This window comes from Pseudomonas sp. FDAARGOS_380 (assembly GCF_002591235.1).
GTDB classification, from domain to species: domain Bacteria; phylum Pseudomonadota; class Gammaproteobacteria; order Pseudomonadales; family Pseudomonadaceae; genus Aquipseudomonas; species Aquipseudomonas salmasensis.
On sequence record NZ_CP023969.1, the window covers coordinates 2383484 to 2408743 of the forward strand.

Here is a 25260-nt window from a genome sequence, read left to right on the forward strand (position 1 = left end):
GCCTCACGGGCAATACAAGACTCGCTGGTGTTAGAACACCGAGGCGTAATCGCCCAATTCAACCTGTACCGATTTGATGCGGGTGAAGTTGTTCAGCGAGCTGATGCCGTTTTCACGGCCCACACCCGACTGCTTGTAGCCACCGACCGGCATTTTCGCGTCGGACTCGCCCCAGGCGTTGATCCAGCAGATACCGGCTTCCAACTGGTGAATCACGCGGTGGGCGCGGTTCAGGTCCTTGGTGACCAGGCCGGCAGCAAGGCCGAAGTCGGTGTCGTTGGCGCGGCGGATCACTTCTTCTTCGGTTTCGTAGGTGAGGATGCTCATCACCGGGCCAAAGATTTCTTCACGCACGATCACCATGTCGTCGGTGCAGTCGGTGAACACGGTCGGGGCCACGAAGGCGCCTTTGGCGAAGTCGCCGTCGGTCAGGCGGTCGCCGCCGCACAGCAGGCGTGCGCCTTGCTCTTTGCCTTTGGCGATGTAGCCCAGCACGCTTTCCATGTGGGCGAAGCTGACCAGCGGGCCGAAGTTGGTGTTTTCGTCTTCCGGGTTGCCGATGCGAATACGCGCAACACGCTCAACGATCTTGGCTTCGAACGCGGCTTGCAGGTGCTTGGGCACGAACACGCGGGTGCCGTTGGTGCAGACCTGGCCGGAGCTGTAGAAGTTGGCCATCATCGCGGTGTCGGCGGCGCGGTCGAGGTCGGCGTCGTCGAAAATGATCAGCGGGGACTTGCCGCCCAGCTCCATGGTCACGTCTTTGAGCGAGGAGCTCGACGCGCTGGCCATGACTTTCTTGCCGGTGTCGGTGCCGCCGGTGAAGGAGACTTTTTCGATGCGCGGATGCTCGGTCAGCCAGGTGCCGACTTCACGGCCGCTGCCGGTCAGTACGTTGAACACGCCCGCTGGAACGCCAGCCTCGGTGTAGATCTCGGCCAGTTTCAGAGTGGTCAGCGAGGTGACTTCGCTTGGCTTGAAAATCATCGCGTTACCGGCAGCCAGGGCTGGTGCGGATTTCCACAGGGCGATCTGGATCGGGTAGTTCCACGCGCCGATACCGGCAACCACGCCCAGCGGCTCGCGGCGGGTGTAGACAAACGAAGTGTCGCGCAGTGGGATCTGCTCGCCTTCGATGGCTGGCACCAGGCCGGCGTAGTATTCCAGCACGTCAGCACCGGTGACGATGTCGACGTACTTGGTTTCGGAAAAGGCTTTACCGGTGTCCAGAGTTTCCAGGGCGGCCAGCTCATCGTTGCGCTCGCGCAGGATGTCCACGGCACGACGCAGGATGCGCGAACGCTCCATGGCGGTCATGGCGGCCCAGATTTCCTGGCCTTTTTCAGCGCTGACCACGGCACGTTCAACGTCATCGAAGGTGGCGCGTTGCACTTGGGCGAGAACTTCACCGTTAGCCGGGTTGATGGCTTCGAAGGTGGCATCGCTGCCAGCGTCGCTGTAGCCGCCGTCAATGTAGAGTTTTTGCAGGTCGAAACGGGCCATAAAGTCCTCGCAAGTGCATAAGTGGTTGGCGTTACCCGCCGAACAGTGGGCCATGGGGTTGTGGCAACACTGAGCGGCGGACGTTCAGGGGTTGAGCGGTTATGTGTGCTCTAACTCACCTGCTTGGCCAATTGGAAATCCATGTATTCGTAAGCGATCCGTTGCGCCTGCGCCGTGTCGAAAGCGTCTCCCGACAGGGCGCCGCGCAACCACAAACCGTCGATCAGAGCCGCCAGGCCTCGGGCTGCTTTGCGTGCGTGCGGCAGTGGCAGCACTCGGCGGAACTGGCAGCACAGGTTGGAATACAGACGTTGATCGTTGATCCGCTGCAACCTGTGCAATGACGGGTGGTGCATGCTGGTGGCCCAGAAGGCCAGCCAGGTTTTCATTGCCGGGCCGTTGACCTGGCTGGCGTCGAAGTTACCTTCGATGATCACCTGAAGGTGCGCCCGTGGGCTGTCATCCTTCAAGGCACGCCTGCGTTCTTGCACGTTCTCGATCAGCGCATTCATCAGGTAGCGCATCGTCGCTGCGATCAGGCCGTTCTTGTCCTGAAAGTAGTGGCTGATGATGCCGTTCGAGACGCCGGCCAGACGGGCGATCAGCGCAATGCTGGCATCTCCCATCCCGACCCGATCGATGGCCGTCAACGTGGCTTCGATCAACTGCTGGCGGCGTATGGGTTGCATACCGACCTTGGGCATGTAGCACCTCTCCTTAGGCCTGCCGATGGGCGATCCACGTCCGTCGGCTTGAGGGCCAGTCTATTTTGTTTTGATTGAACGTTCAATCAACAAAGAATAAGATCTGCGACAAATGGTCGCTGCCTACAGATATTTCCTACCTGCGAGCTGCAACCTTCGACACCTGCAAAAACCCTTGAAACAGGCCACTTCAGAGCCTGATCACCGCCTTGGCGGGCTCAAGAATTTTCGGGGTGTCTTTATAACACCCGTCCGTCGACTGCCGAAAAATCGATGTCCCGGGATAACCGTTGCCTTGTGTTTCTCTCTCGCACTGCCTGGAGCATCTGCGCCATGAGTTCTGCCTCTCTTATAAAGACCCCACCGGAAAAGGTTCGGGTCAACGGTTGGGTGTTCTACACCTCCACCGCGCTGATTTTATTGTTGACCGCCATTCTGATCGTCGCCCCGCAGGAGGCCGGGCGCTTGCTCGGCGTAGCACAGGCCTGGCTGTCGAAAAGCTTTGGCTGGTACTACATGGTGGTCATCGCCGCCTACCTGGTGTTTGTGGTCGGCCTGGCGTTTTCGTCCTATGGGAAACTTAAGCTGGGTGCGAAGGACGATACCCCAGACTTCAGCTACGGCGCCTGGGCCGGCATGTTGTTCTCGTCGGGTATCGGCATCTCGCTGTTGTATTTCGGTGCGTCCGAGCCGTTGGACCACTACTTCAACCCGCCCGAAGGCGCTGCGGCCAGCAATGGCGCGGCACGCCAGGCGCTGCAACTGACCTTCCTGCACTGGGGCCTGCACGGCTGGGCGATCTATGCGCTGGTGGGCCTGGCCGTGGCGTACTTTGCTTATCGCCACAACCAGCCGCTGGCCTTGCGTTCGGCGCTGTACCCGCTGGTGGGCGAGCGTTGGGTGAAGGGCGCGGCCGGCCATGCGGTAGACGGTTTCGGTATGTTCGTGACCCTGCTGGGTCTGGTGACCAACCTGGGGATCGGCTCGATGCAAGTGTCGTCGGGGCTGGAAAACCTGTTCGGCATGGAGCACAGCAATACCAATTTGCTGATCGTGATCATCGTGATGAGCACCGTGGCGACCATCGCTGCCGTGTCGGGTGTGGAAAACGGCATTCGTCGCCTCTCCAACCTCAACATCGTGCTGTTCAGCAGTTTGCTGATCTTCGTGCTGCTGTTCGGCCCCACCTTGCACCTGCTCAATGGCCTGGTGCAGAACACCGGTGATTACCTCAACGGGATCGTGCTCAAAACCTTCGACCTGTATGTGTACGAAGGCGACGGTGCCAAGACCGAACGCTGGATGGGCCTGTGGACCCTGTTTTACTGGGCCTGGTGGATTTCCTGGGCGCCATTTGTAGGCATGTTCATCGCGCGTATTTCCCGTGGGCGTACCGTGCGTGAACTGGTGGCTGGCGTATTGCTGATCCCGTTGGGCTTTACCCTGGCGTGGCTGTCGATCTTCGGCAACTCGGCCCTGGATTTGGTGTTGAACCATGGGGCGGTGGAGTTGGGCAAGACGGCGCTGGAGCAACCGTCCATGGCCATCTACCAACTGCTTGAGCATTACCCGGCGTCGAAAGTGGTGATCGGCGTGTCGATCTTCGTGGGCTTCGTGCTGTTCCTGACGCCTGCGGATTCCGGCGCGGTGATGATGGCCAACCTTTCCTGCAAAGGCGGCAACGTGGATGAAGACGCGCCGCACTGGTTGCGTATCTTCTGGTCGGCGGTGATCACCCTGGTGACCATCGGCCTGCTGTTTGCCGGTAACTTCGAAGCCATGCAAACCATGGTGGTGCTGGCGGGGCTGCCGTTCTCGGTGGTGCTGGTGTTCTTTATGTTCGGTTTGCACAAGGCCATGCGCCAGGACGTGGCCACCGAACAGGAGCAGGCGCAATTGGCTGAACGCGGGCGTCGTGGTTTCAGCGAGCGTTTGACTGCCCTGGACCTGCAACCGAGCCAGGCCACCGTGCAGCGCTTTATGGACAAGCACGTAACGCCTGCGTTGGAAGAAGCCGCGATTGCGTTGCGTGATCAGGGGTTGGAAGTGCAGACCTTGCTGGGCAAATCCAAACGCTGCATCGGCGTGCGGATCGAGATGGACGAGGGCAACCCGTTTGTCTACGAAGTGAGCCTGGATGGCTACTCGGCAGCGCCGGCTGACCTGCCTGAAGAAGAGCGCACCCGTTACTACCGTGCCGAGGTGTACCTGCACAACGGGCCGCAGGAGTATGACCTGATGGGCTTCACCCAGGAGCAGATCACCCGGGATGTGCTCGATCAGTTTGAAAGCCATCGGCAGCTCCTTGGCCGGGTCTATAGCTGATAGTTGAACTGGCGGCGCCCTCACTGGCGCCGCTTAGCTAATGTGAAAGCAGATCAAAATGTGGGAGCGGGCTTGCTCGCGAATGCGGTGTGTCAGTCAGTACATCTATTACTGATCCACCGCATTCGCGAGCAAGCCCGCTCCCACATTTGCTTTGCGGTGCGGCTTAACCCAGGTTCTTGCCCAGCAGGGCATGGTAGAGCTCGCTGTCTCCCAAAATCCCCACCACCTTGTTGTTGTCGTGCAGCACCAGCTTGTTGCCTGTCTGGTAGCGAATCTGCAACGCATCGCGCATGCCGATGTTCGAGTCCACCAGCGTCGGTACGCGGCCCAAGCCTTCCACGGCTTGCCCTGGCGCCCAGTTCTGCAGATTCATCGTCACGCCATTCTGGCGTGCGCCCTGGATGGTGTTGCCTTCGGCCAGGTCCAGCCAGGAGTCGCCACCCGGATCAAGGCACACTGAACCATTCACACGCGTGCAGTTATCCAGGGTGCGCATCAGGCTGCGCCCGCACAGCACGTTCAGCGGGTTGGTATGGGCGACGAAGGTGCGCACATAGTCATCCGCCGGGTTCAGCACAATCTCTTCCGGCACGCTGTACTGGATGATCTTGCCGTCTTTCATGATCGCGATACGGCTACCGAGCTTGAGTGCTTCGTCCAGGTCGTGGCTGACGAACACGATGGTCTTGCTCAACTTGCGTTGCAGTTCCAGCAGTTCATCTTGTAAGCCTTGGCGGATCAGCGGGTCGAGGGCCGAGAAGGGTTCGTCCATCAGCAGGATATCGGCGTCCATCGCCAGCGCGCGAGCCAGGCCGACGCGCTGCTGCATACCGCCGGACAACTCGTCGGGCTTCTTGTTGCGCCATTGGCTCAGGCCCACCAGTTCGAGTTTCTCATCTACCAGCGTGCGCCGTTCTTTCTCTGGGCGGCCCTGCATCTCCAGGCCGAAGCTGATGTTCTCGCGCACCGTCAGCCAGGGCATCAGGGCGAACTTCTGGAACACCATGGCGATGCGTTTGGTGCGCATCATTTTCAGTTCGGCGGGGGTGCAGGAGGCGATGTCGATCTGGCGACCTTCATGCTCTACAAACAGCTGGCCACGGCTGACGGTATTGAGGCCGTTGATGCAGCGCAGCAAGCTGGACTTGCCTGAGCCCGAGAGGCCCATCAGCACACAGATCTCGCCTTTCTCAATGTCCAGGCTGGCCTTTTCAACGCCGACAATCTGCCCGGTCTTCTTCAGGATTTCATTACGGCTCATGCCCTGGTCCAGCAGCTTGAGCGCTTCGCGTGGGTCTTTGGAAAAGATCACGTCGACATTGTCGAATCGGATAATGCTCATGCATCACCCCCTACTTTAGCGTCGGGTTGTTTGCAGATACGGTCGAGCATGATGGCGAGCAACACAATGGCCAGGCCCGCTTCAAAGCCCAAGGCAATGTCTGCGGTGTTGAGTGCGTTGACCACCGGCTTGCCGAGGCCATCGGCGCCCACCAGGGCCGCGATCACCACCATAGACAGCGACAGCATGATGCACTGGGTAATGCCGGCGGCGATGCTCGGCATGGCGTGGGGCAGTTCAATGCGTGAGAGCAGCTGGCGGCGCGAGCAGCCAAAGGCCTTGCCGGCGTCCATCAGCTCTTGCGGGACATCGCGGATACCCAGGTAGGTCAGGCGGATCGGTGCGGCAATCGCGAACACCACCGTGGAAATCAGCCCAGGCACCACACCCAGCCCAAAGAGGGTCAGGGTAGGGATGAGGTAGACGAAGGTCGGCACGGTCTGCATCAGATCGAGTACCGGCCGCATCATGGTGTAGAACATCGGTTTATGCGCGGCAACAATGCCCAGCGGCACACCGATGACCACGCAGACCAGGGTGGCGAACAGCACCTGCGCGAGGGTTTCCATGGTTTCCTGCCAGTACCCCAGGTTGAGGATCAGCAGGAAGGAGGCGATGACAAAAACAGTCAGTCCCCATTTACGTTGAATAAAGTGAGCCAGCAGCGCAATCAGACCGATCAATGCCAGTGGATTGAACCAGGTCAGCGCAAACGTCACGCCGTGGATCATCGTTTCCAGTGTCGATGCGATTGCGTCGAAGTAGTTGGCCCCGTGTCGGGTCAACCAGTCGACGAAGGCAGCGATGTACTGGCCTAGTGGGATTTTCTGTTCAGTCAGCATGGTAGTGAATGTCCACATGCGAAGGGGAAAACATCCCAGGCCAGCGCACCGGCCTGGGGTCAGCGGGTGCTATTTGGCGAGGTAAGCTTTAACGGCATCGAGCCCTGGTTTGCCATCAACGGTGGTGACACCGGCGAGCCAGGTGTCGAGCACTTGCGGGTTCTTTTGCAGCCAGGCCTTGGCGGCAGCATCGGCCTTCATCTTGTCGTCCAGGACGTTCCCCATCAGGGTGCTTTCCATGTCGAGGGTGAACACCAGGTTCTTCAGCAACTGACCCACGTTGCTGCACTCCTGGGTGTAGCCTTTGCGGGTGTTGGTGTAGATGGTGGCCTGGCCGTAGTTGGGGCCGAACGAGTCGTCACCACCGGTCAGGTACTTCATCTTGAAGCGGGTGTTCATCGGGTGCGGTTCCCAGCCGAGGAACACGATGGCCTGGTTGCGCTTGGAGGCGCGTTCAACCTGAGAGAGCATGCCGGCTTCGCTGGATTCGACCACCTTGAAGCCGGCGGTTTTGAGGCCGAAGGCATCTTTGTCGATCAGCGTCTGGATGGTGCGGTTGCCATCGTTGCCCGGCTCGATGCCGTAGATCTTGCCGCCCAGCTCATCCTTGAATTTGGCGATGTCGGCGAAGTCTTTCAGGCCCTTCTCGTACAGCGCCTCAGGGACCGCCAGGGTGTACTTGGCGTTTTCCAGGTTGGCGCGCACGGTTTCCACGGTGCCGGCATCACGGTACTGCTTGATGTCGTTTTCCATGGTCGGCATCCAGTTGCCGAGGAAAATGTCCATGTTCTTGCCGTCGGCCAGGGACTTGTAAGTCACCGGTACCGAAATCATCGTGGTGCGCGGCTTGTAGCCCAGGCCCTTGAGGATCTCGCTGGTGGTCGCGGTGGTGACGGTGATGTCGGTCCAGCCGACATCGGAGAAGTTGACGGTCTTGCACTGTTCCGGTTCTGCGGCGTGTGCCACGACTGGCAGACTCAGCATGGCGGCCAACAACAACGAGGGTGAACCTTTCATGTGGGTAGACTCCTGTGTCTTTTTCTGGCGGCATTCGCCGCGCTTTATAAGTGTTGCGGTTGGAGCGTGAGGCAACAGCTCTGGCGCGGTGCCTTGCAAACGAGTCGAGACTGATCATGTACCAGTGAAAATCTGACGCCTACAGGGGGCGTCGTATCCAGTACAGGGAGGGTCGCATCCAGTACCGATGACGTCGCTTACAGGTTTTTCCGAAGGTAAAACTGCTGTTTTTACCCTTCTGCACCGCAAAAAACGGCCAAAACTGGCGTTCGCACGCGAGCGCCGCTGGTGAGCATGAGTGCGTCGGTGTGAGACGCCGTGATGACGAATAAAAGCTTGATGATGCCGCCATCTGGGCGATCTGAGCGTAGCACCTCGTTCAAGCCCGGCCCGTGCTTATCGAGGAGTTTCACGTTAATGGCTATCAGCGTTTTCGACCTGTTCAAGATCGGCATCGGGCCTTCGAGTTCGCACACCGTGGGGCCCATGCGCGCCGCGGCGTTGTTCGTTCAAGGGTTGCGTGAGCGTGGGTGGCTGGAACAGGTGCAGCGTGTCGAAGTGCAACTGTACGGCTCGCTGTCGGCCACCGGCATCGGCCATGGCAGCGACACCGCGACCATCATGGGCCTGATGGGCGAATGGCCGGACGCAATCGACCCCACGCAAATCGGCGCCCGCATTCACACCTTGCGCGAAACCGACACGCTGCTGCTGGACGGGCGGTTGCCGGTGCCGTTTGTGTGGGCCCGAGACATGCGCCTGCTCGATGAAAACCTGCCGTTCCATCCCAATGCCATGACCCTGGTGGTATTCGGCGAAAACGGCGAGTTGCACCGCGACACCTATTACTCGGTGGGTGGCGGTTTTGTGGTGGATGAAGCCCAGGCCCAAAGCGGTGTGGCAGACATGGACCGCACTGAGCTGCCCTATGACTTTTCCAGTGCCGTGGAGCTGTTGCAGCTGTGCAAGACCCACAACCTGCGCGTTGCCGAACTGATGCTGGCGAATGAAAAAACCTGGCGCAGCGAAGAAGAAATCCGCAGCGGCCTGATGAAGCTCTGGCGCGCCATGCAAGATTGCGTGGAGCAGGGCCTCAAGCACGAAGGCATCCTGCCCGGCGGCTTGAACGTGCGCCGTCGCGCCGCCAAGTTGCACCGCAGCTTGCAGGAGCTGAACAAGCCCAATGTGATCGGCTCGACCTTGAGCGCCATGGAATGGGTCAACCTGTTCGCCCTGGCGGTCAACGAAGAAAACGCCGCCGGTGGGCGCATGGTCACGGCGCCCACCAATGGCGCGGCGGGGATCATCCCGGCGGTGTTGCACTACTTTATGAAGTTCAGTGAAGAAGTCACCGAAGCCAACGTGGTCGACTACCTGCTCGGCGCGGCGGCGGTGGGCATCCTGTGTAAAAAGAACGCCTCGATCTCGGGGGCCGAAGTCGGTTGCCAGGGCGAGGTCGGTTCTGCGTGCGCCATGGCTGCGGCCGGATTGGCGGAGATCCTCGGCGCCACGCCGGAGCAACTGTGCAACGCCGCCGAAATCGGTTTGGAACATAACCTTGGCCTGACCTGCGACCCGGTGGGCGGTTTGGTGCAAGTGCCGTGTATCGAGCGCAATGCGATCGCGGCGGTGAAGGCGATCAACGCGGCGCAAATGGCGTTGCGTGGCGATGGCCAGCACTTCATCTCGTTGGACCGGGTGATCCGCACCATGCGTGATACCGGGGCTGATATGCATGACAAGTACAAAGAGACATCGCGGGGTGGGTTGGCGGTGAGTGCGGTTGAATGTTGAGTCAGTGACATGATCGTTCCCACGCTCCGCGTGGGAATGCCGCCCCGGACGCTCCGCGTCCCATGGGTGACGCATAGCGTCACAGGATGCATGCCCACGCAGAGCGTGGGAACGAGCCGAACAGAGGAGCATCATTGCTCACAAAGTGAACATCCCGGCCAAAATCGCCACCTTTTAGCGCGTCGCAAATAGATAAGTAGCTTCCGAACGATTCCTACACGATCACACGCCTGATGTGCTTTGGGTGACAGACTTCTCCTACGCCCGCAAAGCGCCTTCCCACAAGTGCTACCGATCTGCTCACACCCCTTGAACCCGGCCCGTTATGCGTCATATCCCGCACTTCACGCGCGGGCTTGTATAGACGCATCAACAGGTCGTTTTCAGGAGTTCTTGAATAGCCATTCAATTTTAGGCATGGCATTTGCTCTATCAATTGCAAAGCCTCTCCTTTTCAGGACGAGCGCAATAACAAGAGCCTCGCCTGAGGCCACCACCTGCTTTGTGTGATGTGAGGAGATACTGCGATGACGTCGACCAACTCCGGGGCCCAACCCCAGAACCGTGCGCCTCAATCCATCGGCTTTTTGCTGCTGGACAATTTCACGCTGATTTCCCTGGCGTCAGCCGTGGAGCCACTGCGCATGGCCAACCAGCTGTCCGGCCGCGAGCTGTATCGCTGGACAACCCTGAGCGTCGACGGCAACCAGGTGTGGGCCAGCGATGGCCTGCAAATCACCCCCGATGCCTCCATGCACAAAGCACCCGTCCTGGACACGGTCATCGTGTGCGGCGGCGTGGGTATCCAGCGCACCGTCACCCGTGAACATGTGTCGTGGCTGCAAAGCCAGGCACGCCAGTCTCGTCGCCTCGGCGCAGTGTGCACCGGCAGCTGGGCCCTGGCCTGCGCCGGCTTGCTCGACGGCTTTGATTGCAGCGTGCACTGGGAATGCCTGGCGTCGATGCAGGAAGCCTTCCCGCGGGTGGCCATGAGCACGCGCCTGTTCACCCTCGACCGCAACCGCTTCACCAGTTCCGGCGGCACCGCGCCCCTGGATATGATGCTGCACCTGATCAGCCGCGACCACGGCCGTGAATTGTCGGCCGCCATCTCCGAGATGTTCGTGTACGAACGCATCCGCAACGAACAAGATCACCAGCGTGTGCCGCTCAAGCACATGCTCGGCACCAACCAGCCGAAGCTGCAGGAAATCGTCGCGCTGATGGAAGCCAACCTCGAAGAGCCGATCGACCTGGACGAACTGGCGGTGTATGTCGCCGTGTCGCGCCGGCAGTTGGAGCGGCTGTTCCAGAAATACTTGCACTGCTCGCCGTCGCGCTACTACCTCAAGCTGCGCCTGATCCGCGCACGGCAACTGCTCAAGCAGACGCCGATGTCGATCATCGAAGTCGCCTCGGTGTGCGGGTTTGTGTCTACGCCACACTTTTCCAAGTGCTATCGCGAGTACTTCGGCATTCCGCCACGGGATGAGCGCGTAGGCTCCAACACCACCCAGCAAGTGGCGATGATGCCGATTCCGCCGGCACTGGTGTTGTCCCCATTGTCGGGGCCGATGTCGGCGTTGAGCCAGGCGCGCAATGAGTCGACGTTTGCCAGCGTAAGGCTCTGACACCGGGCTGCCTTATGGTAGGAGCGAGCTTGCTCGCGAAAAACTCAAGATCGCCGTGGGGCACCTGATGCCCCGCGTTATCGTTGGCGATCTTCGCGAGCAAGCTCGCTCCTACAGAGGATGTATTTCAGGCGCCGGAGCTTTGTTTGAACTGCATCAGCGCCGGCAACAATTGCTTGTCGATCGCCTGCCTCACCGCCGGCAAAATCGTCGCGCTGCCGCTGTACATCTTTTCAACCATGCCCTTGAGCGCCTTGGCCCGGGCTTCGCTCAACCCGCGCACCGCACATTCGCAAGCCTGCTCGGCGGTAGCGCCGCTGGACACTTCAAAACCCAGCGAGCGCAGTTGGCCCAGCAGGTCATCCTGGTCAATCAAATCCGCGTGCATCATGACAGTCATCCTGGTGTAGGGAGCGGGAATTGACTTGGATTCTGGTAGGCCCCAGGACTGGCGGCAAGGGCAGAATCCAGCGATGGCTCGCATGGCTATGAACAGGTCGTTTTCGGGTCACTTGATCTGACCCGTTACAGGCACACTGAACCCAGGCACGCAGCTTGACGGTTTGGTCACCCTCGAATGCACGGCTCACACAAAGCACTCTGCCCCGATCCCGTCACGGCTGGATCGGGGCTTTTTTTTTGCGGGCAGCCCGATCACCCGGCCGAGCAGGGCAGGCCGGGGTAGGTCGGCGTGTTCCTGGCTCAGGGCAGTGAGTTTTTCCAGGGTGGCGCCGGCAAACGGCGCCGACTGCGGCCCGGCCAGATCGACATGCAGCAGCATCTGCTCGTTACCGGCCAACTCGCGCCCTTCGCCCACAAGGTGGAGGCTGTGATAGAGGTGCAGGCGCTTGGCGTCGTGGGCGATCAGTTGGGTATGCACCTCAACCTCGGCGCCGAGCTTTACCTCGTGCAGGTAGTTCAGGTGCAGCTCCAGAGTGAACAGCGAGTGGCCGCTGGCTTCGCGGTTTTCGCTGTCCAGCCCCAGGGTGTCCATCAGCGCATCGGTGGCGTAGCTGAAGATCAGCAGATAGAACGCGTCACGCAGATGGCCGTTGTAGTCGACCCAGTCCGGCAGGATTTTGGTGGTGTAGGTGGTCAGTGCGGGCATGGTAGGAATTCCAATTTGTAGGAGCGAGCTTGCTCGCGAAAAACTCAAGATCGCCGTGGGGTACCTGATGCCGCGCGTTAGCGTCGGCGATCTTCGCGAGCAAGCTCGCTCCTACAGGGTTATTCGGCGAAGTTCATGCCGTGCTTGGCCTTGGTTGTTTTTACGGCTTCCAGTACCGCCAGCAGGCAGTCATCACGATAGCGCTCCAGCGCCGAGATGCTGTGGTTACCTAACTGTTCACTGGTGCCGTCGACCACATCATCAATCAGTTTTTCAGTCAATTCAGGTGCCGGCAGGTAAGTCCACGGCAACTGCAACGCTGGGCCGAACTGGGCCATGAAGTGGCGCATGCCGGCATCGCCGCCCGCCAGGGTGTAAGTGAGGAAGGTACCCATGAACGACCAGCGCAACCCGGCACCAAAACGAATGGCATCGTCGATTTCACCAGTCGTCGCCACGCCGTCATTGACCAGGTGCAGGGCCTCACGCCATAGCGCTTCCAGCAGGCGGTCGGCAATAAACCCCGGCACTTCCTTGCGTACATGCAGCGGACGCATGCCCAGGGATTCATACACCTTGATCGCTGCCTGGATCGCCTCTGGCGCGGTGTTTTTGCCGCCCACCACCTCTACCAGTGGCAACAGGTAGACCGGGTTGAAGGGGTGGCCGACCACGCAGCGTTCCGGGTGGGTGGAGCCCTCATAGAATTCGCTGGGCAACAGCCCGGAGGTGCTCGAACCAATCAAGGCATTGGGCTTGGCCGCGGCGCTGATCTGGCTGTGCAATTGCAGCTTCAGTTCCAGGCGTTCCGGGGCGCTCTCCTGGATGAAGTCGGCGTCTTTTACGCAGTCTTCGATGGTGGTGACAAAGCGCAGGCGGTCTTGGGAGGCTCCGGGCGCCAGGCCCTGTTGCTCAAGGGCGGCCCAGGCGTTGGCGACACGTTTGCGCAAGGCTGCCTCGGCACCGGGGGCGGGGTCCCAGGCGACCACATCCAGGCCATGGGCAAGGGCACGGGATACCCAGCCGCTGCCGATGACGCCGCTGCCCAACGCGGCGAAGGTTTTGATGTCGGTGATAAAGCGCATGGCATATTCCTAAAGTGTTCGGTGATCCTTTGTGGGAGCCGGGCTTGCCCGCGATGGCGGCATTCCAAGCTCTAGAGATGTGGCGGATGTACTGGCCTCATCGCGGGCAAGCCCGGCTCCCACAGGAGTGGTGGTGTCTGTGTTAGCCGCGTTGGGTCAGGCCCATCTTGATGCGGCCTTCGGCCGGGGTCAGGACCCGTGCGCCTAACCGGCTGAGAATTTCACTGGCGCGTTCCACCAACTGGCCATTGGTGGCGAGCACGCCCTTGTCCAGCCACAGGTTGTCCTCCAGGCCCACCCGTACGTTGCCGCCCAACAGCACCGCTTGCGCGGCCATCGGCATTTGCATGCGACCAATGCCGAAGCCGGCCCACACCGCGTTGGCGGGCAGGTTGTCGACCATGGCTTTCATGGTGGTGGTATCGGCCGGCGCGCCCCAGGGAATGCCCAGGCACAGTTGGAACAGCGGGTTATCGAGCAACCCTTCCTTGATCATCTGCTTGGCGAACCACAGGTGGCCGGTGTCGAAAATCTCCAGCTCGGCCTTTACGCCCAGTTCCTGGATACGTTTGGCGCCGGCACGCAGTTGCGCCGGGGTGGACACGTAAATGGTGTCGCCATCGCCGAAGTTCAGCGTGCCGCAGTCCAGGGTGCAGATTTCCGGCAGCAGTTCTTCAACGTGGGCCAGGCGGGTCAGTGGGCCCACCAGGTCGGTATTGGGCCCGAACTCCATGGGATTCTCGCCGCCACCGATCTCCAGGTCGCCGCCCATGCCGGCGGTGAGGTTGACGATGATGTCGATGTCGGCCTCGCGGATGCGCTCCATCACTTCGCGGTACAGGGCTACATCGCGGCTGAATTTGCCGGTCTGCGGGTCGCGTACATGGCAGTGCACCACGGTGGCGCCGGCCTTGGCGGCTTCCACCGCGGCGGCGGCGATTTGTTTGGGCGTGACCGGCACGTGTGGGCTTCGGGCGGTCGTGTCGCCAGCACCGGTGAGTGCGCAGGTGATGATGACGTCGTGGTTCATGAGGCGGTTCCTTACAGGCGTGGTGGTGCCGTTCGCGGTCGCAAGTGGCCGCGAAACGGTGGTTCGCAAAATGTTATTTGCTGGTCAGTTGCAGGTTGGTCGCGGCGGGTTTGCCGTCGAAAGTGGTGACGCCATCGAGCCAGCGCTGCCGGTCTTGAGGGTGATCCTTGAGCCACTGCCGTGCGGATTCCAAAGCGTCCTTGTGATCCAGCAGCGGCTGCATCATCCGGCTCTCGTCGGCGGCGGTGAACGTCAGGTTGGTCAGTAGCTTATGCACGTTGGGGCACTGCTCGGCGTAGGCCGGCGCGGTCACGGTCCATACGGTGGCCATGCCTTCGTTCGGGCCCAGGGCGTCTTCGCTGCCGGTGAGGTAAGTCATCGCCACATTGACGTTCATCGGGTGCGGCGCCCACCCAAAGAACACCACCGCTTCCTTGCGGCGCACGGCACGGTCCACGGCCGCCAACATGCCGGCTTCGCTGGACTCCACCAACTGGAACTTGCCCAGGCCGAACTGGTTCTTGGCGATCATTGCCTTGATCTGCGTGTTAGCCCCCGAGCCCGGCTCGATGCCGTAGATCTTGCCGCCCAGTTCTTTCTCGAACCTGGCGATGTCAGCAAAGGTTTTCAGGCCCTTGTCGGCCAGGTAAGTCGGCACTGCGAGGGTGGCGCGGGCGTCTTCCAGGCTGGCTTTGTCGAGGACCTTGACTTGCTTGGCGTCGACGAACGGCGTGATGGTCTGGGTCATCAGCGGGTTCCAGTAACCGAGAAACAGGTCCAGGCGCTGGTCGCGGATGCCGGCAAAGATGATTTGCTGAGAGGCGCTGGTTTGTTTGGTCTTGTAGCCGAGGCCATCGAGCAGCACCTGGGCCATGGCGCTGGTGGCGATGACGTCGGTCCAGTTCACCACGCCCATGCGCACGTTCTGGCAAGCAGGGGCATCCGCTGCCATGACAGGGGTGCTCAAAATAGCGCTGGCGCTGAGTGCAAGTACGCAGCGGCTGATCAGTCGGTTCATGGGTGGAGCCCTCGGCAGGTCGTTATTGTGGGTGCCGGCGTCTTGGTGCGCCGTAGGATCACGTTACGCAGCTTGGCGCCCCGCAAAGCGCACGGCGGCGACTCGCTCTTGCACTGCAGCGACCTGTGCTCTTGAATGGCCGGTTGAACTGGCGTATCACAGTGACCACGCTGCCCGTCCGACGAGAGCGCCACCATGTCCCAGGATGTCTACTTCTTGCTGATGCCGGGTTTCTCGGCCCTCGGTTTTATCTCCGCGCTGGAACCGTTGCGGGTGGCCAACCGCTTTCGCGGCGAGCTGTACCGCTGGCACATCTTGAGTGCCGATGGCGGCGCGGTGCTGGCGAGCAACGGTATGTCGGTCAACGCTGACGCAGCGCTCGAGCCACTGAAAAAAGGCGCGACTTTACTGGTGGTGGCCGGCTTCGAACCCCTGCAGTTCGCCACGCCCGCCCTGGAGCATTGGCTGCGCCGCCTCGACCATGAGGGTGTGACCCTCGGCGCCATCGACACCGGCGCCTGCGTGCTGGCCGAGGCGGGGCTGCTCGACGGCCACCGCCTGACCTTGCACTGGGAAGCCATCGACGCCTTCAAGGAAGCCTATCCGCACCTGAGCGTGACCCAGGAGCTGTTCGAAATCGACCGGCGCCGCATCACCTGCGCCGGCGGCACGGCTTCCATCGACCTGATGCTCGACCTCATCGCCCAGGCCCACGGCCCGGAGCTGGCTATCCAGGTTTCCGAGCAATTCGTACTCAGCCGCATCCGCCCACGCAAAGACCACCAGCGCATGCAGATCGCCACGCGCTACGGCATCAACAACAAGAAGCTGGTACACGTGATCGGCGAAATGGAACAGCATACCGAACCGCCCCTGAGCACCTTGGCCCTGGCCGAAACGATCAAAGTCACCCGACGCCAACTGGAGCGGCTGTTTCGCCTGCACCTGAACGACACCCCCAGTAATTTCTACCTTGGCCTGCGCCTGGAAAAAGCCCGAAAACTGCTGCGCCAGAGCGACATGAGCGTGCTGGAGGTGAGTATTGCGTGCGGGTTTGAGTCGCCGTCGTATTTCACCAGGAGCTATCGCGCAAGGTTTGCCAAATGCCCGCGGGAGGATCGGCGACGGGAGGTGGTTTAAGCGTTGGTGCAGATTCAAGGTGGGAGCTGGCTTGCCTGCGATGGCGGCGGGTCAGCACTGCATAGGCCAACTGATACATCGCAATCGCAGGCAAGCCAGCTCCCACATTGGTATGTAGTGTGATGTCAGTAAACGCATGTGGTGGCGTGGGAATATTCTTGTTTTGCAAGGTTGCGAGCGATTACTGGAAACGGACTGCTAACGTCCAAAGGGTTCCTTACGTAACCATAAGAGGTTGGCATGCTGAAAAAACTAATCACTCTGATTGCACTCGCGTCCACCCCAGTGTGGGCCGCCCAGGCGCCAGCGCCTTTCACGGGCGCCGATTACAGCGGGCGTTATGAATGTACCGGCCAGGACAAACATATTGGCAACTTCAAAGGCGTTGTCGACATGAAACTCGACGCCAAGCAAAGCACTGGCAAATATGCGGCCTACACCTTCACTCTGACCCTGGAAGACAAGTCCCGCTATGAAGGCATGGCCGCCGGGACTGCCGATACCCTGGGTATCTACTTCGCCCATACCGACCCTGCCTTGAAAGACTTTGGTGTGGGTGTCGCCCAAGTAACACCCACCCCGGAAGGCAAGGTGTCCTTCGTCAAGTATTACTACGGCCCAGAATACGAAGGCGGCGGGCACGGCCTGGAGCACTGCGTCAAAAGCTGACGCGCAGTTATTTCTTCATCAGGCCTGAGCAGGCTGTTTTATAGGCCTCGTGCTGATACTTGTTGAGCGTCGCTGGCAGATCAAAGGTGTGCTTTTTGTATTGCGCATTGATGGTCTGCGGCGACAGCAGCGTCACCTCAACCCCCTCCAGCAATTGAAACACCCCTTCAATCTTGAACGTCGTCGGGCCACCGGCGAACTCACCTTTTTTGCTGCGCTTCTTGATCGCGATACGGGTAATGGCGTTCGCCTGCACGAACGCCTTCACCTGTGCGGCAAAGGCTTTGACGTTGGCCGCTTCGTCGTCATCGTCCAGGGCGATTTTCTTGGTGGCCAGGGCGACGTGGGTCAGCGCCTGGTTGTCCAGGGAGGCGACAGCGATGATGGCTTCGCTGCCTTTGATTTCTATGCCGCACAGAGTCATGAGTAGCCTTGGTCAAAAGAAAGAGTGGCGCGATTGTCGCTTATTCCTGGCCAATCGACTCCAAAAACTCCGACCGCTCATCACTCATCCGCGCCAGGCAGTCGTTGTGCGCAATGGCATACGCCTTGGTGCCGGTTACCGCCGGGAAGGTGTCCACTGCACAATCGGCGTCGCGCAGTTTTTCCCATTTTTGCTGGGCATCCTTCAGACGGGCGGTAATGTCCGCCAGTTTGGTCTTGTCGCTGCCGTAGGTCGAACCCATGCGCTCCAGCAACCCCTGATAGTTATCCTTGAGCAATTGCTCGGCGGTGGTTTTGTTGTAGGTGGCGCATTCCAGGGTTTGCTGGTCGTTCTCGATGCCGTCGCACGGCGTGCTGTCGGGGTCTTCGGCCGCGTGGGCGGTGGTTGCGATGAGTGCCAAAGCCAGGAAAATCGATTTCATTGCGCCGTCTCATATCAGGTGATGAGGAATTCTGGCTCAAGCGTAAGACAAAGAACAGCCGACCGTGGGGCCTGTCTTCGCAGCCTTTGTCGCGGATTGACGCTTTCGGCAATTCCCCTGTCGTTTTTGCACCCGGCTCCGTCGGTGCCTGGGCATATGCTGGCCCCAAAGCGCCGGCAGACGATTCGGCGCATGAATCGCCAATAAGGGGACGCCTGATGAGCCCAGCCGAGTTGCACGCCGACAGCATCGTTATCGACGGTCTGATTATTGCCAAGTGGAACCGCGACCTGTTCGAAGACATGCGCAAAGGTGGCCTCACCGCCGCCAATTGCACGGTGTCGGTGTGGGAAGGCTTCCAGGCCACGATCAATAACATCGTTGCCAGTCAGACCCTGATCCGGGAAAACAGCGACCTGGTGATCCCGGTGAAAACCACCGCCGACATCCGTCGCGCCAAGGAGCAGGGCAAGACCGGCATCATCTTCGGCTTCCAGAATGCCCATGCGTTTGAGGACCAACTCGGCTATGTCGAGATCTTCAAGCAGCTCGGCGTTGGCGTGGTGCAGATGTGCTACAACACCCAGAACCTGGTGGGCACCGGTTGCTACGAACGCGATGGCGGCCTGTCGGGTTTCGGGCGTGAGATCGTCGGCGAGATGAACCGCGTCGGCATCATGTGCGACCTGTCCCATGTCGGCTCCAAGACCAGCGAAGAGGTCATCCTCGAATCGAAAAAGCCGGTGTGCTACTCCCACTGCCTGCCGTCCGGGCTTAAAGAGCACCCGCGCAACAAGTCCGATGAAGAGCTGAAGTTCATCGCCGACCATGGCGGTTTTGTCGGCGTGACCATGTTCGCGCCGTTTTTGGCCAAGGGCATCGACTCGACCATCGACGACTACGCCGAAGCCATCGAATACACCATGAACATCGTCGGCGAAGACGCCATCGGCATCGGCACCGACTTCACCCAGGGCCATGGCCAGGATTTCTTCGAAATGCTCACCCATGACAAGGGTTACGCCCGCCGCCTGACCAGCTTCGGCAAGATCATCAACCCGCTGGGCATCCGCACCGTGGGTGAGTTCCCCAACCTCACCGAGACCCTGCTCAAGCGCGGCCACAGCGAGCGCGTGGTGCGCAAGATCATGGGCGAGAACTGGGTCAACGTGCTCAAGGACGTCTGGGGCGAATAAGCCACTGCTCGCTTAATCCTTCACCCGCCGCCATCCGCGCGGCGGGCATCAAAACGAATTTTCTGGAGTTAAGTTTCCATGGCCAAGATCGCCCCGCAATTGCCTATCGAAGTCGACAGCGAAACCGGTGTCTGGACTTCCGACGCCCTGCCGATGCTGTACGTGCCACGCCATTTCTTCGTCAACAACCACATGGGTATCGAAGAAGTGCTGGGCGCTGACGCCTACGCCGAGATCCTCTACAAGGCCGGCTACAAATCCGCCTGGCACTGGTGTGAAAAAGAAGCTGAATGCCATGGCCTGGAAGGCGTCGCGGTGTTCGAGCATTACATGAAACGCCTGTCGCAACGCGGCTGGGGCCTGTTCAAGATCCAGGACATCGACCTGGATAAAGGTACCGCCAGCGTCAAGCTGGAACACTCGGCATTCGTCTACGTGTACGGCAAGGTCGGCCGCAAGGTGGACTACATGTTCACCGGCTGGTTTGCCGGTGCCATGGACCAGATTCTTGAGGCCCGTGGCAGCAAGATCCGCACTGTCGCCGAACAAGTCTACGGAGGCTCCGAAGAGGGCCACGACGATGGTCTGTTCACCGTCAAACCGTTGTAAGCCGAGGACCGTGCCATGGCTTTCGAAGCAATGTTCCAGCCGATCCAGATCGGCAAACTGACCATCCGCAACCGCGTGCTCAGCACTGCGCATGCCGAGGTGTATGCCACCGACGGCGGCATGACCACCGACCGCTATGTGAAGTACTACGAAGAGAAAGCCAAGGGCGGTATTGGCCTGGCAATCTGCGGCGGCTCCTCGGTGGTGGCCATCGACAGCCCGCAGGAGTGGTGGGCGTCGGTAAACTTGTCCACCGACCGCATCATCCCGCACTTCCAGAATTTGGCCGATGCCATGCACAAGCATGGCGCCAAGATCATGATCCAGATTACCCACATGGGCCGTCGCTCGCGTTGGGACGGCTTCAACTGGCCGACCCTGATGTCGCCGTCCGGCGTGCGCGAGCCGGTGCACCGTGCCACCTGCAAGACCATCGAGCCGGAAGAGATCTGGCGTGTGATCGGCAACTACGCCCAGGCTGCACGCCGGGCCAAGGCCGGTGGCCTGGACGGGGTGGAACTGTCGGCCGTGCACCAGCACATGATCGACCAGTTCTGGAGCCCGCGGGTCAACAAGCGTACCGACGAATGGGGCGGCACTTTCGAGGGCCGCATGAAGTTCGGCCTGGAAGTGTTGAAGGCCGTGCGTGCCGAAGTGGGTGACGACTTCTGCGTGGGCATGCGCCTGTGCGGTGACGAGTTCCACCCGGACGGCTTGTCCCACGAGGATATGAAGCAAATCGCCAAGTACTACGACGACACTGGCATGCTCGATTTCATCGGTGTGGTGGGCTCGGGTTGCGACACCCACAACACCCTGGCCAACGTCATCCCGAACATGAGCTACCCGCCGGAGCCGTTCCTGCACCTGGCGGCCGGCATCAAGGAAGTGGTCAAGGTTCCGGTGCTGCACGCGCAGAACATCAAGGACCCGAACCAGGCCACGCGCATTCTGGAAGGCGGCTATGTGGACATGGTCGGCATGACCCGTGCGCACATCGCCGACCCGCACCTGATCGCCAAGATCAAGATGGGCCAGATCGACCAGATCAAGCAGTGCGTGGGCGCCAACTACTGCATCGACCGCCAGTACCAGGGCCTGGATGTGCTGTGCATCCAGAACGCCGCGACCTCCCGTGAATACATGGGCGTGCCGCACATCATCGAGAAGTCCACCGGGCCCAAGCGCAAGGTGGTTGTGGTGGGTGCCGGCCCGGCCGGGATGGAAGCTGCACGCGTGGCGGCTGAACGTGGCCACGACGTGACGCTGTTCGAGAAAAAAGAGTTTATCGGCGGGCAAATCACCACCGCGTCGAAAGCGCCGCAGCGTGACCAGATCGCCGGTATCACCCGTTGGTATCAACTGGAACTGGCGCGCTTGAAAGTCGACCTGCGCCTGGGTGTTGCAGCCGATGCCGAGACCATCCTGGACGTGCGTCCGGACGTGGTGGTGCTGGCGGTGGGCGGTCATCCGTTCATCGAGCAGAACGAACACTGGGGCGCCGCCGAAGGCTTGGTGGTGAGCAGTTGGGACGTGCTCGACGGCAAGGTGGCGCCGGGCAAGAACGTGCTGGTGTACGACACCATCTGTGAATTCACCGGCATGTCGGTGGCCGACTTCTTGGCCGACAAAGGCAGCCAGGTGGAAATCGTCACCGACGACATCAAGCCGGGCGTGGCGATCGGCGGTACGTCGTTCCCCACGTACTACCGCAGCATGTACCCCAAGGAAGTGATCATGACCGGCGACATGATGCTGGAAAAGGTCTACCGCGAGGGCGACAAGCTGGTGGCTGTGCTGGAGAACGAATACACCGGCGCCAAAGAGGAGCGGGTGGTCGACCAGGTGGTGGTGGAGAACGGCGTGCGTCCGGACGAGGCCATTTACTACGGGCTCAAGGAAGGCTCACGCAACAAGGGCCAGATCGACGTTGAAGCCTTGTTTGCGATCAAGCCGCAGCCCTGCTTGAGCGAAGCGGGCGAGGGGTACTTGCTGTTCCGCATTGGTGACTGTGTGGCCCAGCGCAATACCCACGCCGCCATCTATGACGCCCTGCGCTTGTGCAAGGATTTCTGACGCACCTGATCGTTCCCACGCTCTGCGTGGGAATGCCGCCCTGGACGCTCCGCGTCTGCTTTTAAGGTCGTGACGCAGAGCGTCACAGGATGCATGCCCACGCAGAGCGTGGGAACGATCTTAGTGGGAGCTTCACCATGCTGAATACCCTTCTTCCCATCCTGCTCTTTGCCGCCCTGGGCCTCGCCGTCCTCGGCGCCCTGCGCCGGGTGAACATGTGGCGCCGTGGCCGCGCATCCAAAGTCGACCTGCTGGGTGGCCTGTTGGCCATGCCCAAGCGCTACATGGTCGACCTGCACCACGTGGTCGCCCGTGACAAATACATCGCCAACACCCACGTTGCGACGGCGCTGGGCTTTGTGCTGTCGGCGCTGCTGGCGATTGCGGTGCACGGTTTCGGCCTGCAGAGCCGCATTCTTGGCTATGCACTGCTGCTGGCGTCGACATTGATGTTTGTCGGCGCGATCTTCATGTACCTGCGCCGCCGCAATCCGCCTGCGCGCCTGTCCAAAGGCCCGTGGATGCGCCTGCCCAAAAGCCTGATGGCCTTCTCGGTGAGCTTCTTCCTGGTGACCTTGCCGGTGGCCGGGATTCTGCCCGCCGACTTCGGCGGCTGGTTGCTTGCGGCATTGCTGAGCGTGGGCGTGTTGTGGGGCGTGTCCGAAATGTTCTTCGGCATGACCTGGGGCGGGCCGATGAAACACGCCTTCGCAGGTGCCCTGCACCTGGCCTGGCACCGCCGCGCCGAACGCTTTGGCGGTGGCCGCTCCACCGGTTTGAAACCGTTGGACCTGAGCGATAAAACCGCGCCGCTGGGCGTGGAAAAACCCAAGGACTTCACCTGGAACCAACTGCTTGGCTTTGACGCCTGCGTGCAGTGCGGCAAGTGCGAAGCGGCGTGCCCGGCGTTTGCCGCCGGCCAGCCACTGAACCCGAAAAAACTCATCCAGGACATGGTGGTCGGCCTGGCCGGTGGCACCGATGCCAAGTTCGCCGGCAGCCCGTACCCCGGCAAACCGGTGGGCGAACACGGCGGCAATCCGCACCAGCCGATCGTCAACGGCCTGGTGGACGCCGAGACCCTGTGGTCGTGCACCACCTGCCGCGCCTGCGTGGAAGAGTGCCCGATGATGATCGAGCACGTGGACGCCATCGTCGACATGCGCCGCCATCTCACCCTGGAAAAAGGCGCCACGCCGAACAAGGGCGCCGAAGTCCTGGAAAACCTGATCGCTACTGACAACCCTGGCGGCTTTGCCCCCGGTGGTCGTCTGAACTGGGCGGCAGACCTGAACCTGCCGTTGCTCAGCGACAATGGCAGTTGCGATGTACTGTTCTGGGTCGGCGACGGCGCCTTCGACATGCGTAACCAACGCACCCTGCGCGCGTTCGTCAAAGTGCTCAAGGCTGCCCAGGTGGACTTCGCCGTGCTTGGCCTGGAAGAACGCGACAGCGGTGACGTGGCGCGGCGCCTCGGCGATGAAGCGACCTTCCAGCTGCTGGCCACGCGCAATATCCAGACCCTGGCCAAGTACAGCTTCAAGCGCATCGTCACCTGCGACCCACACAGCTTCCATGTGCTGAAAAACGAATACGGCGCCTTCAACGGTAACTACCGGGTGCAGCACCACAGCACTTTCATGGCCGAGCTGATTGGCGAGGGCGCGCTGAACCTGGGCCAGCACAAAGGCAGCAGCGTGACCTACCACGACCCGTGCTACCTGGGCCGCTACAACGGGGAATACGAGGCGCCGCGCCAAGTGCTGCGGGCGTTGGGTATCGAGGTCAAGGAGATGCAACGCTCGGGCTTCCGTTCACGTTGCTGCGGTGGCGGCGGCGGCGCGCCGATCACCGACATTCCCGGCAAGCAACGTATTCCCGATATGCGCATGGACGACATCCGCGAGACCGGTGCCGAACTGGTGGCCGTGGGTTGCCCGCAATGCACCGCGATGCTGGAAGGCGTGGTCGAACCACGCCCGTTGATCAAAGACATCGCCGAGCTGGTCGCCGACGCGTTGCTTGAAGACGCCGCGCCAGCCAAAGCCCCCCTCAAGCGTGAACCTGCGGAGGTGCACTGATGAGCGACATTATCCGCCGCGACCCACGGGCCGAATGGATCGCCCGTAACCGCCTGCACCCGTTGCACGCGGCGATGCAGCCGCTGCAACACAGCTGGATGGGGCCCAACGGTGTCATTCGCAAAAACGTGCATGGTGTCGGTTTTATCGGCCCCAACGGCATCAAGCGCATCGACCGCAGCGGTGCCCAGCAGGGCGGCGCGTCCAAGCGTACCGCGGCAGTGGAAGTGCAATTGCCGCTGCATCAGGTGCCGGCCCCGGCGTTCTACATCAACGTGGTACCGGACATGGTCGGTGGCCGCCTGAGCAGCCACGACCGTGACCTGCTTGGCCTGGCGCGCCAACTGGCCGGCAGTGACGGCGCGGTGTTGGCGGTGGTGTTCGGTGAACACAAGGAAAGCGCCTTTGCCACCGCCGGCGTCGACCGATTGCTGGTGCTGGAGGGGCATGAATTCGAAGGTTATGCACCGGAGCAACGCGTGCAGGGTTTGCGTGCTGTGGATAACCAATTCAGCCCGCGCCACTGGCTGCTGCCAGACAGCCGCAGCGGTGGTGGCGAACTGGGGCGACGCTTTGCCGCCAGCCTCAAGGAACGCCCGGCAACGCGGGTGTGGCAGATCAAGGGCGAGGAATGCATCGGCCGCGCCGGTGCCGGCCAGGAAGACCTGGCGCGACCGTTGCCCCGTCTGATCCTCGCCGCCGCCGAATGTGCCGATCCGGTCAGCGAGACCCGCCACGAAGTCTTGCCCGTGGAGTTATCCACAAGCCTGGCGCGCAGTTTGCCGCGTATCGAAGACCTCGGTGCGGTGGCGGTCGACCCGGCAGCGATTCCAATGGCCGAGGCCGAGTTCATTTTCTCAGGTGGCAACGGCGTGAAGGACTGGGCGCTGTTCCACCAGACCGCCGCGGCCCTGGGCGCCACCGAAGGCGCCTCGCGGGTGGCAGTGGACGATGGCTTCATGGCGCGTGATCGCCAGGTCGGCGCCAGCGGTACCTGGGTCACTGCGCGGGTGTACGTGGCCGTCGGGATTTCCGGGGCGATCCAGCACCTGCAAGGCATTGGTGCCTGCGACAAGGTGGTGGCAATCAACCTCGACCCGGGTTGCGACATGATCAAGCGTGCCGACCTGTCGGTGATCGGCGAAAGCGCCGCGATACTCAACGCTTTGATCGCAGCGGTCGAAACCTACCGCAACGGCGCCAAGCGCGATGCAGCCTGAG

General features: G+C 61.0%; 22 protein-coding genes. 10 read left to right on the plus strand and 12 right to left on the minus strand.

All coding sequences use genetic code 11. The features are described from left to right. Positions 1–30 precede the first annotated feature (30 nt). The gene (gene betB, locus CRN80_RS11210; RefSeq protein WP_098950159.1) at positions 31–1503 is read right to left on the minus strand and encodes a betaine-aldehyde dehydrogenase; all 1473 of its coding nucleotides are present in this window, start codon (positions 1501–1503) and stop codon (positions 31–33) included. 110 nt (positions 1504–1613) lie between these two features. After that, on the minus strand, positions 1614–2207 hold the full coding sequence (betI, locus tag CRN80_RS11215) for a transcriptional regulator BetI (RefSeq protein ID WP_044271839.1): 594 nt from the start codon (positions 2205–2207) through the stop codon (positions 1614–1616). Positions 2208–2597: 390 nt separating this feature from the next. Between betI and CRN80_RS11220 the strand changes: the two genes are divergently transcribed. Continuing rightward, the gene (locus CRN80_RS11220; RefSeq protein WP_256588880.1) at positions 2598–4532 is read left to right on the plus strand and encodes a BCCT family transporter; all 1935 of its coding nucleotides are present in this window, start codon (positions 2598–2600) and stop codon (positions 4530–4532) included. Between the two features lie 166 nt (positions 4533–4698). Here CRN80_RS11220 and choV read toward each other — a convergent pair whose 3' ends face one another. From choV to CRN80_RS11235, 3 genes are all read right to left on the minus strand, one after another. Next, positions 4699–5877 (minus strand): choline ABC transporter ATP-binding protein, encoded by a 1179-nt coding sequence (gene choV, locus CRN80_RS11225; RefSeq protein ID WP_032894931.1) that lies wholly within the window; start codon positions 5875–5877, stop codon positions 4699–4701. After that, the gene (gene choW / locus CRN80_RS11230; RefSeq protein ID WP_098950161.1) at positions 5874–6719 is read right to left on the minus strand and encodes a choline ABC transporter permease subunit; all 846 of its coding nucleotides are present in this window, start codon (positions 6717–6719) and stop codon (positions 5874–5876) included. Before choW ends, choV begins: the two co-directional genes overlap by 4 nt. A 69-nt stretch (positions 6720–6788) precedes the next feature. Continuing rightward, positions 6789–7736, minus strand: coding sequence for a choline ABC transporter substrate-binding protein (locus CRN80_RS11235; protein ID WP_034128893.1), 948 nt, complete (start codon positions 7734–7736; stop codon positions 6789–6791). A 417-nt stretch (positions 7737–8153) separates the two neighbouring features. Between CRN80_RS11235 and CRN80_RS11240 the strand changes: the two genes are divergently transcribed. Both CRN80_RS11240 and CRN80_RS11245 read left to right on the plus strand, forming a co-directional pair. Beyond that, positions 8154–9530 (plus strand): L-serine ammonia-lyase, encoded by a 1377-nt coding sequence (locus tag CRN80_RS11240; protein ID WP_014720257.1) that lies wholly within the window; start codon positions 8154–8156, stop codon positions 9528–9530. 527 nt (positions 9531–10057) lie between these two features. Continuing rightward, entirely contained in the window at positions 10058–11161 is a 1104-nt protein-coding gene (locus CRN80_RS11245) for a GlxA family transcriptional regulator (RefSeq protein WP_003194907.1), read from the plus strand. A 127-nt stretch (positions 11162–11288) separates the two neighbouring features. Here CRN80_RS11245 and CRN80_RS11255 read toward each other — a convergent pair whose 3' ends face one another. From CRN80_RS11255 to CRN80_RS11275, 5 genes are all read right to left on the minus strand, one after another. Continuing rightward, positions 11289–11552: a hypothetical protein gene (locus tag CRN80_RS11255; protein ID WP_032894934.1), complete on the minus strand. Its 264-nt coding sequence runs from the start codon at positions 11550–11552 to the stop codon at positions 11289–11291. A 195-nt stretch (positions 11553–11747) separates the two neighbouring features. Beyond that, complete coding sequence (locus tag CRN80_RS11260) at positions 11748–12269, minus strand: thioesterase family protein (RefSeq protein ID WP_138183515.1); 522 nt, start codon at positions 12267–12269, stop codon at positions 11748–11750. A 119-nt stretch (positions 12270–12388) separates the two neighbouring features. After that, positions 12389–13354: an L-carnitine dehydrogenase gene (locus tag CRN80_RS11265; RefSeq protein WP_032894937.1), complete on the minus strand. Its 966-nt coding sequence runs from the start codon at positions 13352–13354 to the stop codon at positions 12389–12391. A 142-nt stretch (positions 13355–13496) separates the two neighbouring features. After that, on the minus strand, positions 13497–14384 hold the full coding sequence (locus CRN80_RS11270; protein ID WP_056782933.1) for a 3-keto-5-aminohexanoate cleavage protein: 888 nt from the start codon (positions 14382–14384) through the stop codon (positions 13497–13499). Between the two features lie 73 nt (positions 14385–14457). Beyond that, entirely contained in the window at positions 14458–15402 is a 945-nt protein-coding gene (locus CRN80_RS11275; RefSeq protein ID WP_032894940.1) for a choline ABC transporter substrate-binding protein, read from the minus strand. Between the two features lie 195 nt (positions 15403–15597). On the opposite strand from CRN80_RS11275, the gene CRN80_RS11280 reads away from it, so the two are divergent. Beyond that, a complete protein-coding gene (locus CRN80_RS11280; protein ID WP_032894941.1) occupies positions 15598–16542 on the plus strand; it encodes a GlxA family transcriptional regulator in 945 nt (314 codons plus the stop codon). A 240-nt stretch (positions 16543–16782) separates the two neighbouring features. After that, positions 16783–17211 (plus strand): hypothetical protein, encoded by a 429-nt coding sequence (locus CRN80_RS11285; RefSeq protein ID WP_047711954.1) that lies wholly within the window; start codon positions 16783–16785, stop codon positions 17209–17211. A gap of 7 nt (positions 17212–17218) precedes the next feature. Here the strand turns inward: CRN80_RS11285 and CRN80_RS11290 are convergent, their stop codons facing one another. Both CRN80_RS11290 and CRN80_RS11295 read right to left on the minus strand, forming a co-directional pair. After that, positions 17219–17635: a DUF3010 family protein gene (locus tag CRN80_RS11290; protein WP_098950162.1), complete on the minus strand. Its 417-nt coding sequence runs from the start codon at positions 17633–17635 to the stop codon at positions 17219–17221. A gap of 40 nt (positions 17636–17675) precedes the next feature. Beyond that, on the minus strand, positions 17676–18077 hold the full coding sequence (locus tag CRN80_RS11295) for a lysozyme inhibitor LprI family protein (protein ID WP_044271826.1): 402 nt from the start codon (positions 18075–18077) through the stop codon (positions 17676–17678). 218 nt (positions 18078–18295) lie between these two features. Between CRN80_RS11295 and CRN80_RS11305 the strand changes: the two genes are divergently transcribed. From CRN80_RS11305 to CRN80_RS11325, 5 genes are all read left to right on the plus strand, one after another. Then, positions 18296–19273: a dipeptidase gene (locus CRN80_RS11305; RefSeq protein WP_014720245.1), complete on the plus strand. Its 978-nt coding sequence runs from the start codon at positions 18296–18298 to the stop codon at positions 19271–19273. 78 nt (positions 19274–19351) lie between these two features. Next, a complete protein-coding gene (locus CRN80_RS11310; protein ID WP_005792152.1) occupies positions 19352–19882 on the plus strand; it encodes a DUF5943 domain-containing protein in 531 nt (176 codons plus the stop codon). A gap of 15 nt (positions 19883–19897) precedes the next feature. After that, complete coding sequence (dgcA, locus tag CRN80_RS11315; protein WP_032894946.1) at positions 19898–21958, plus strand: dimethylglycine demethylation protein DgcA; 2061 nt, start codon at positions 19898–19900, stop codon at positions 21956–21958. Between the two features lie 137 nt (positions 21959–22095). Continuing rightward, positions 22096–24039: a dimethylglycine demethylation protein DgcB gene (dgcB, locus tag CRN80_RS11320; RefSeq protein WP_098950163.1), complete on the plus strand. Its 1944-nt coding sequence runs from the start codon at positions 22096–22098 to the stop codon at positions 24037–24039. Further along, on the plus strand, positions 24039–25259 hold the full coding sequence (locus CRN80_RS11325; protein ID WP_098950164.1) for an electron transfer flavoprotein subunit alpha/FixB family protein: 1221 nt from the start codon (positions 24039–24041) through the stop codon (positions 25257–25259). Before dgcB ends, CRN80_RS11325 begins: the two co-directional genes overlap by 1 nt. The last annotated feature ends 1 nt before the right edge of the window (position 25260 follow it).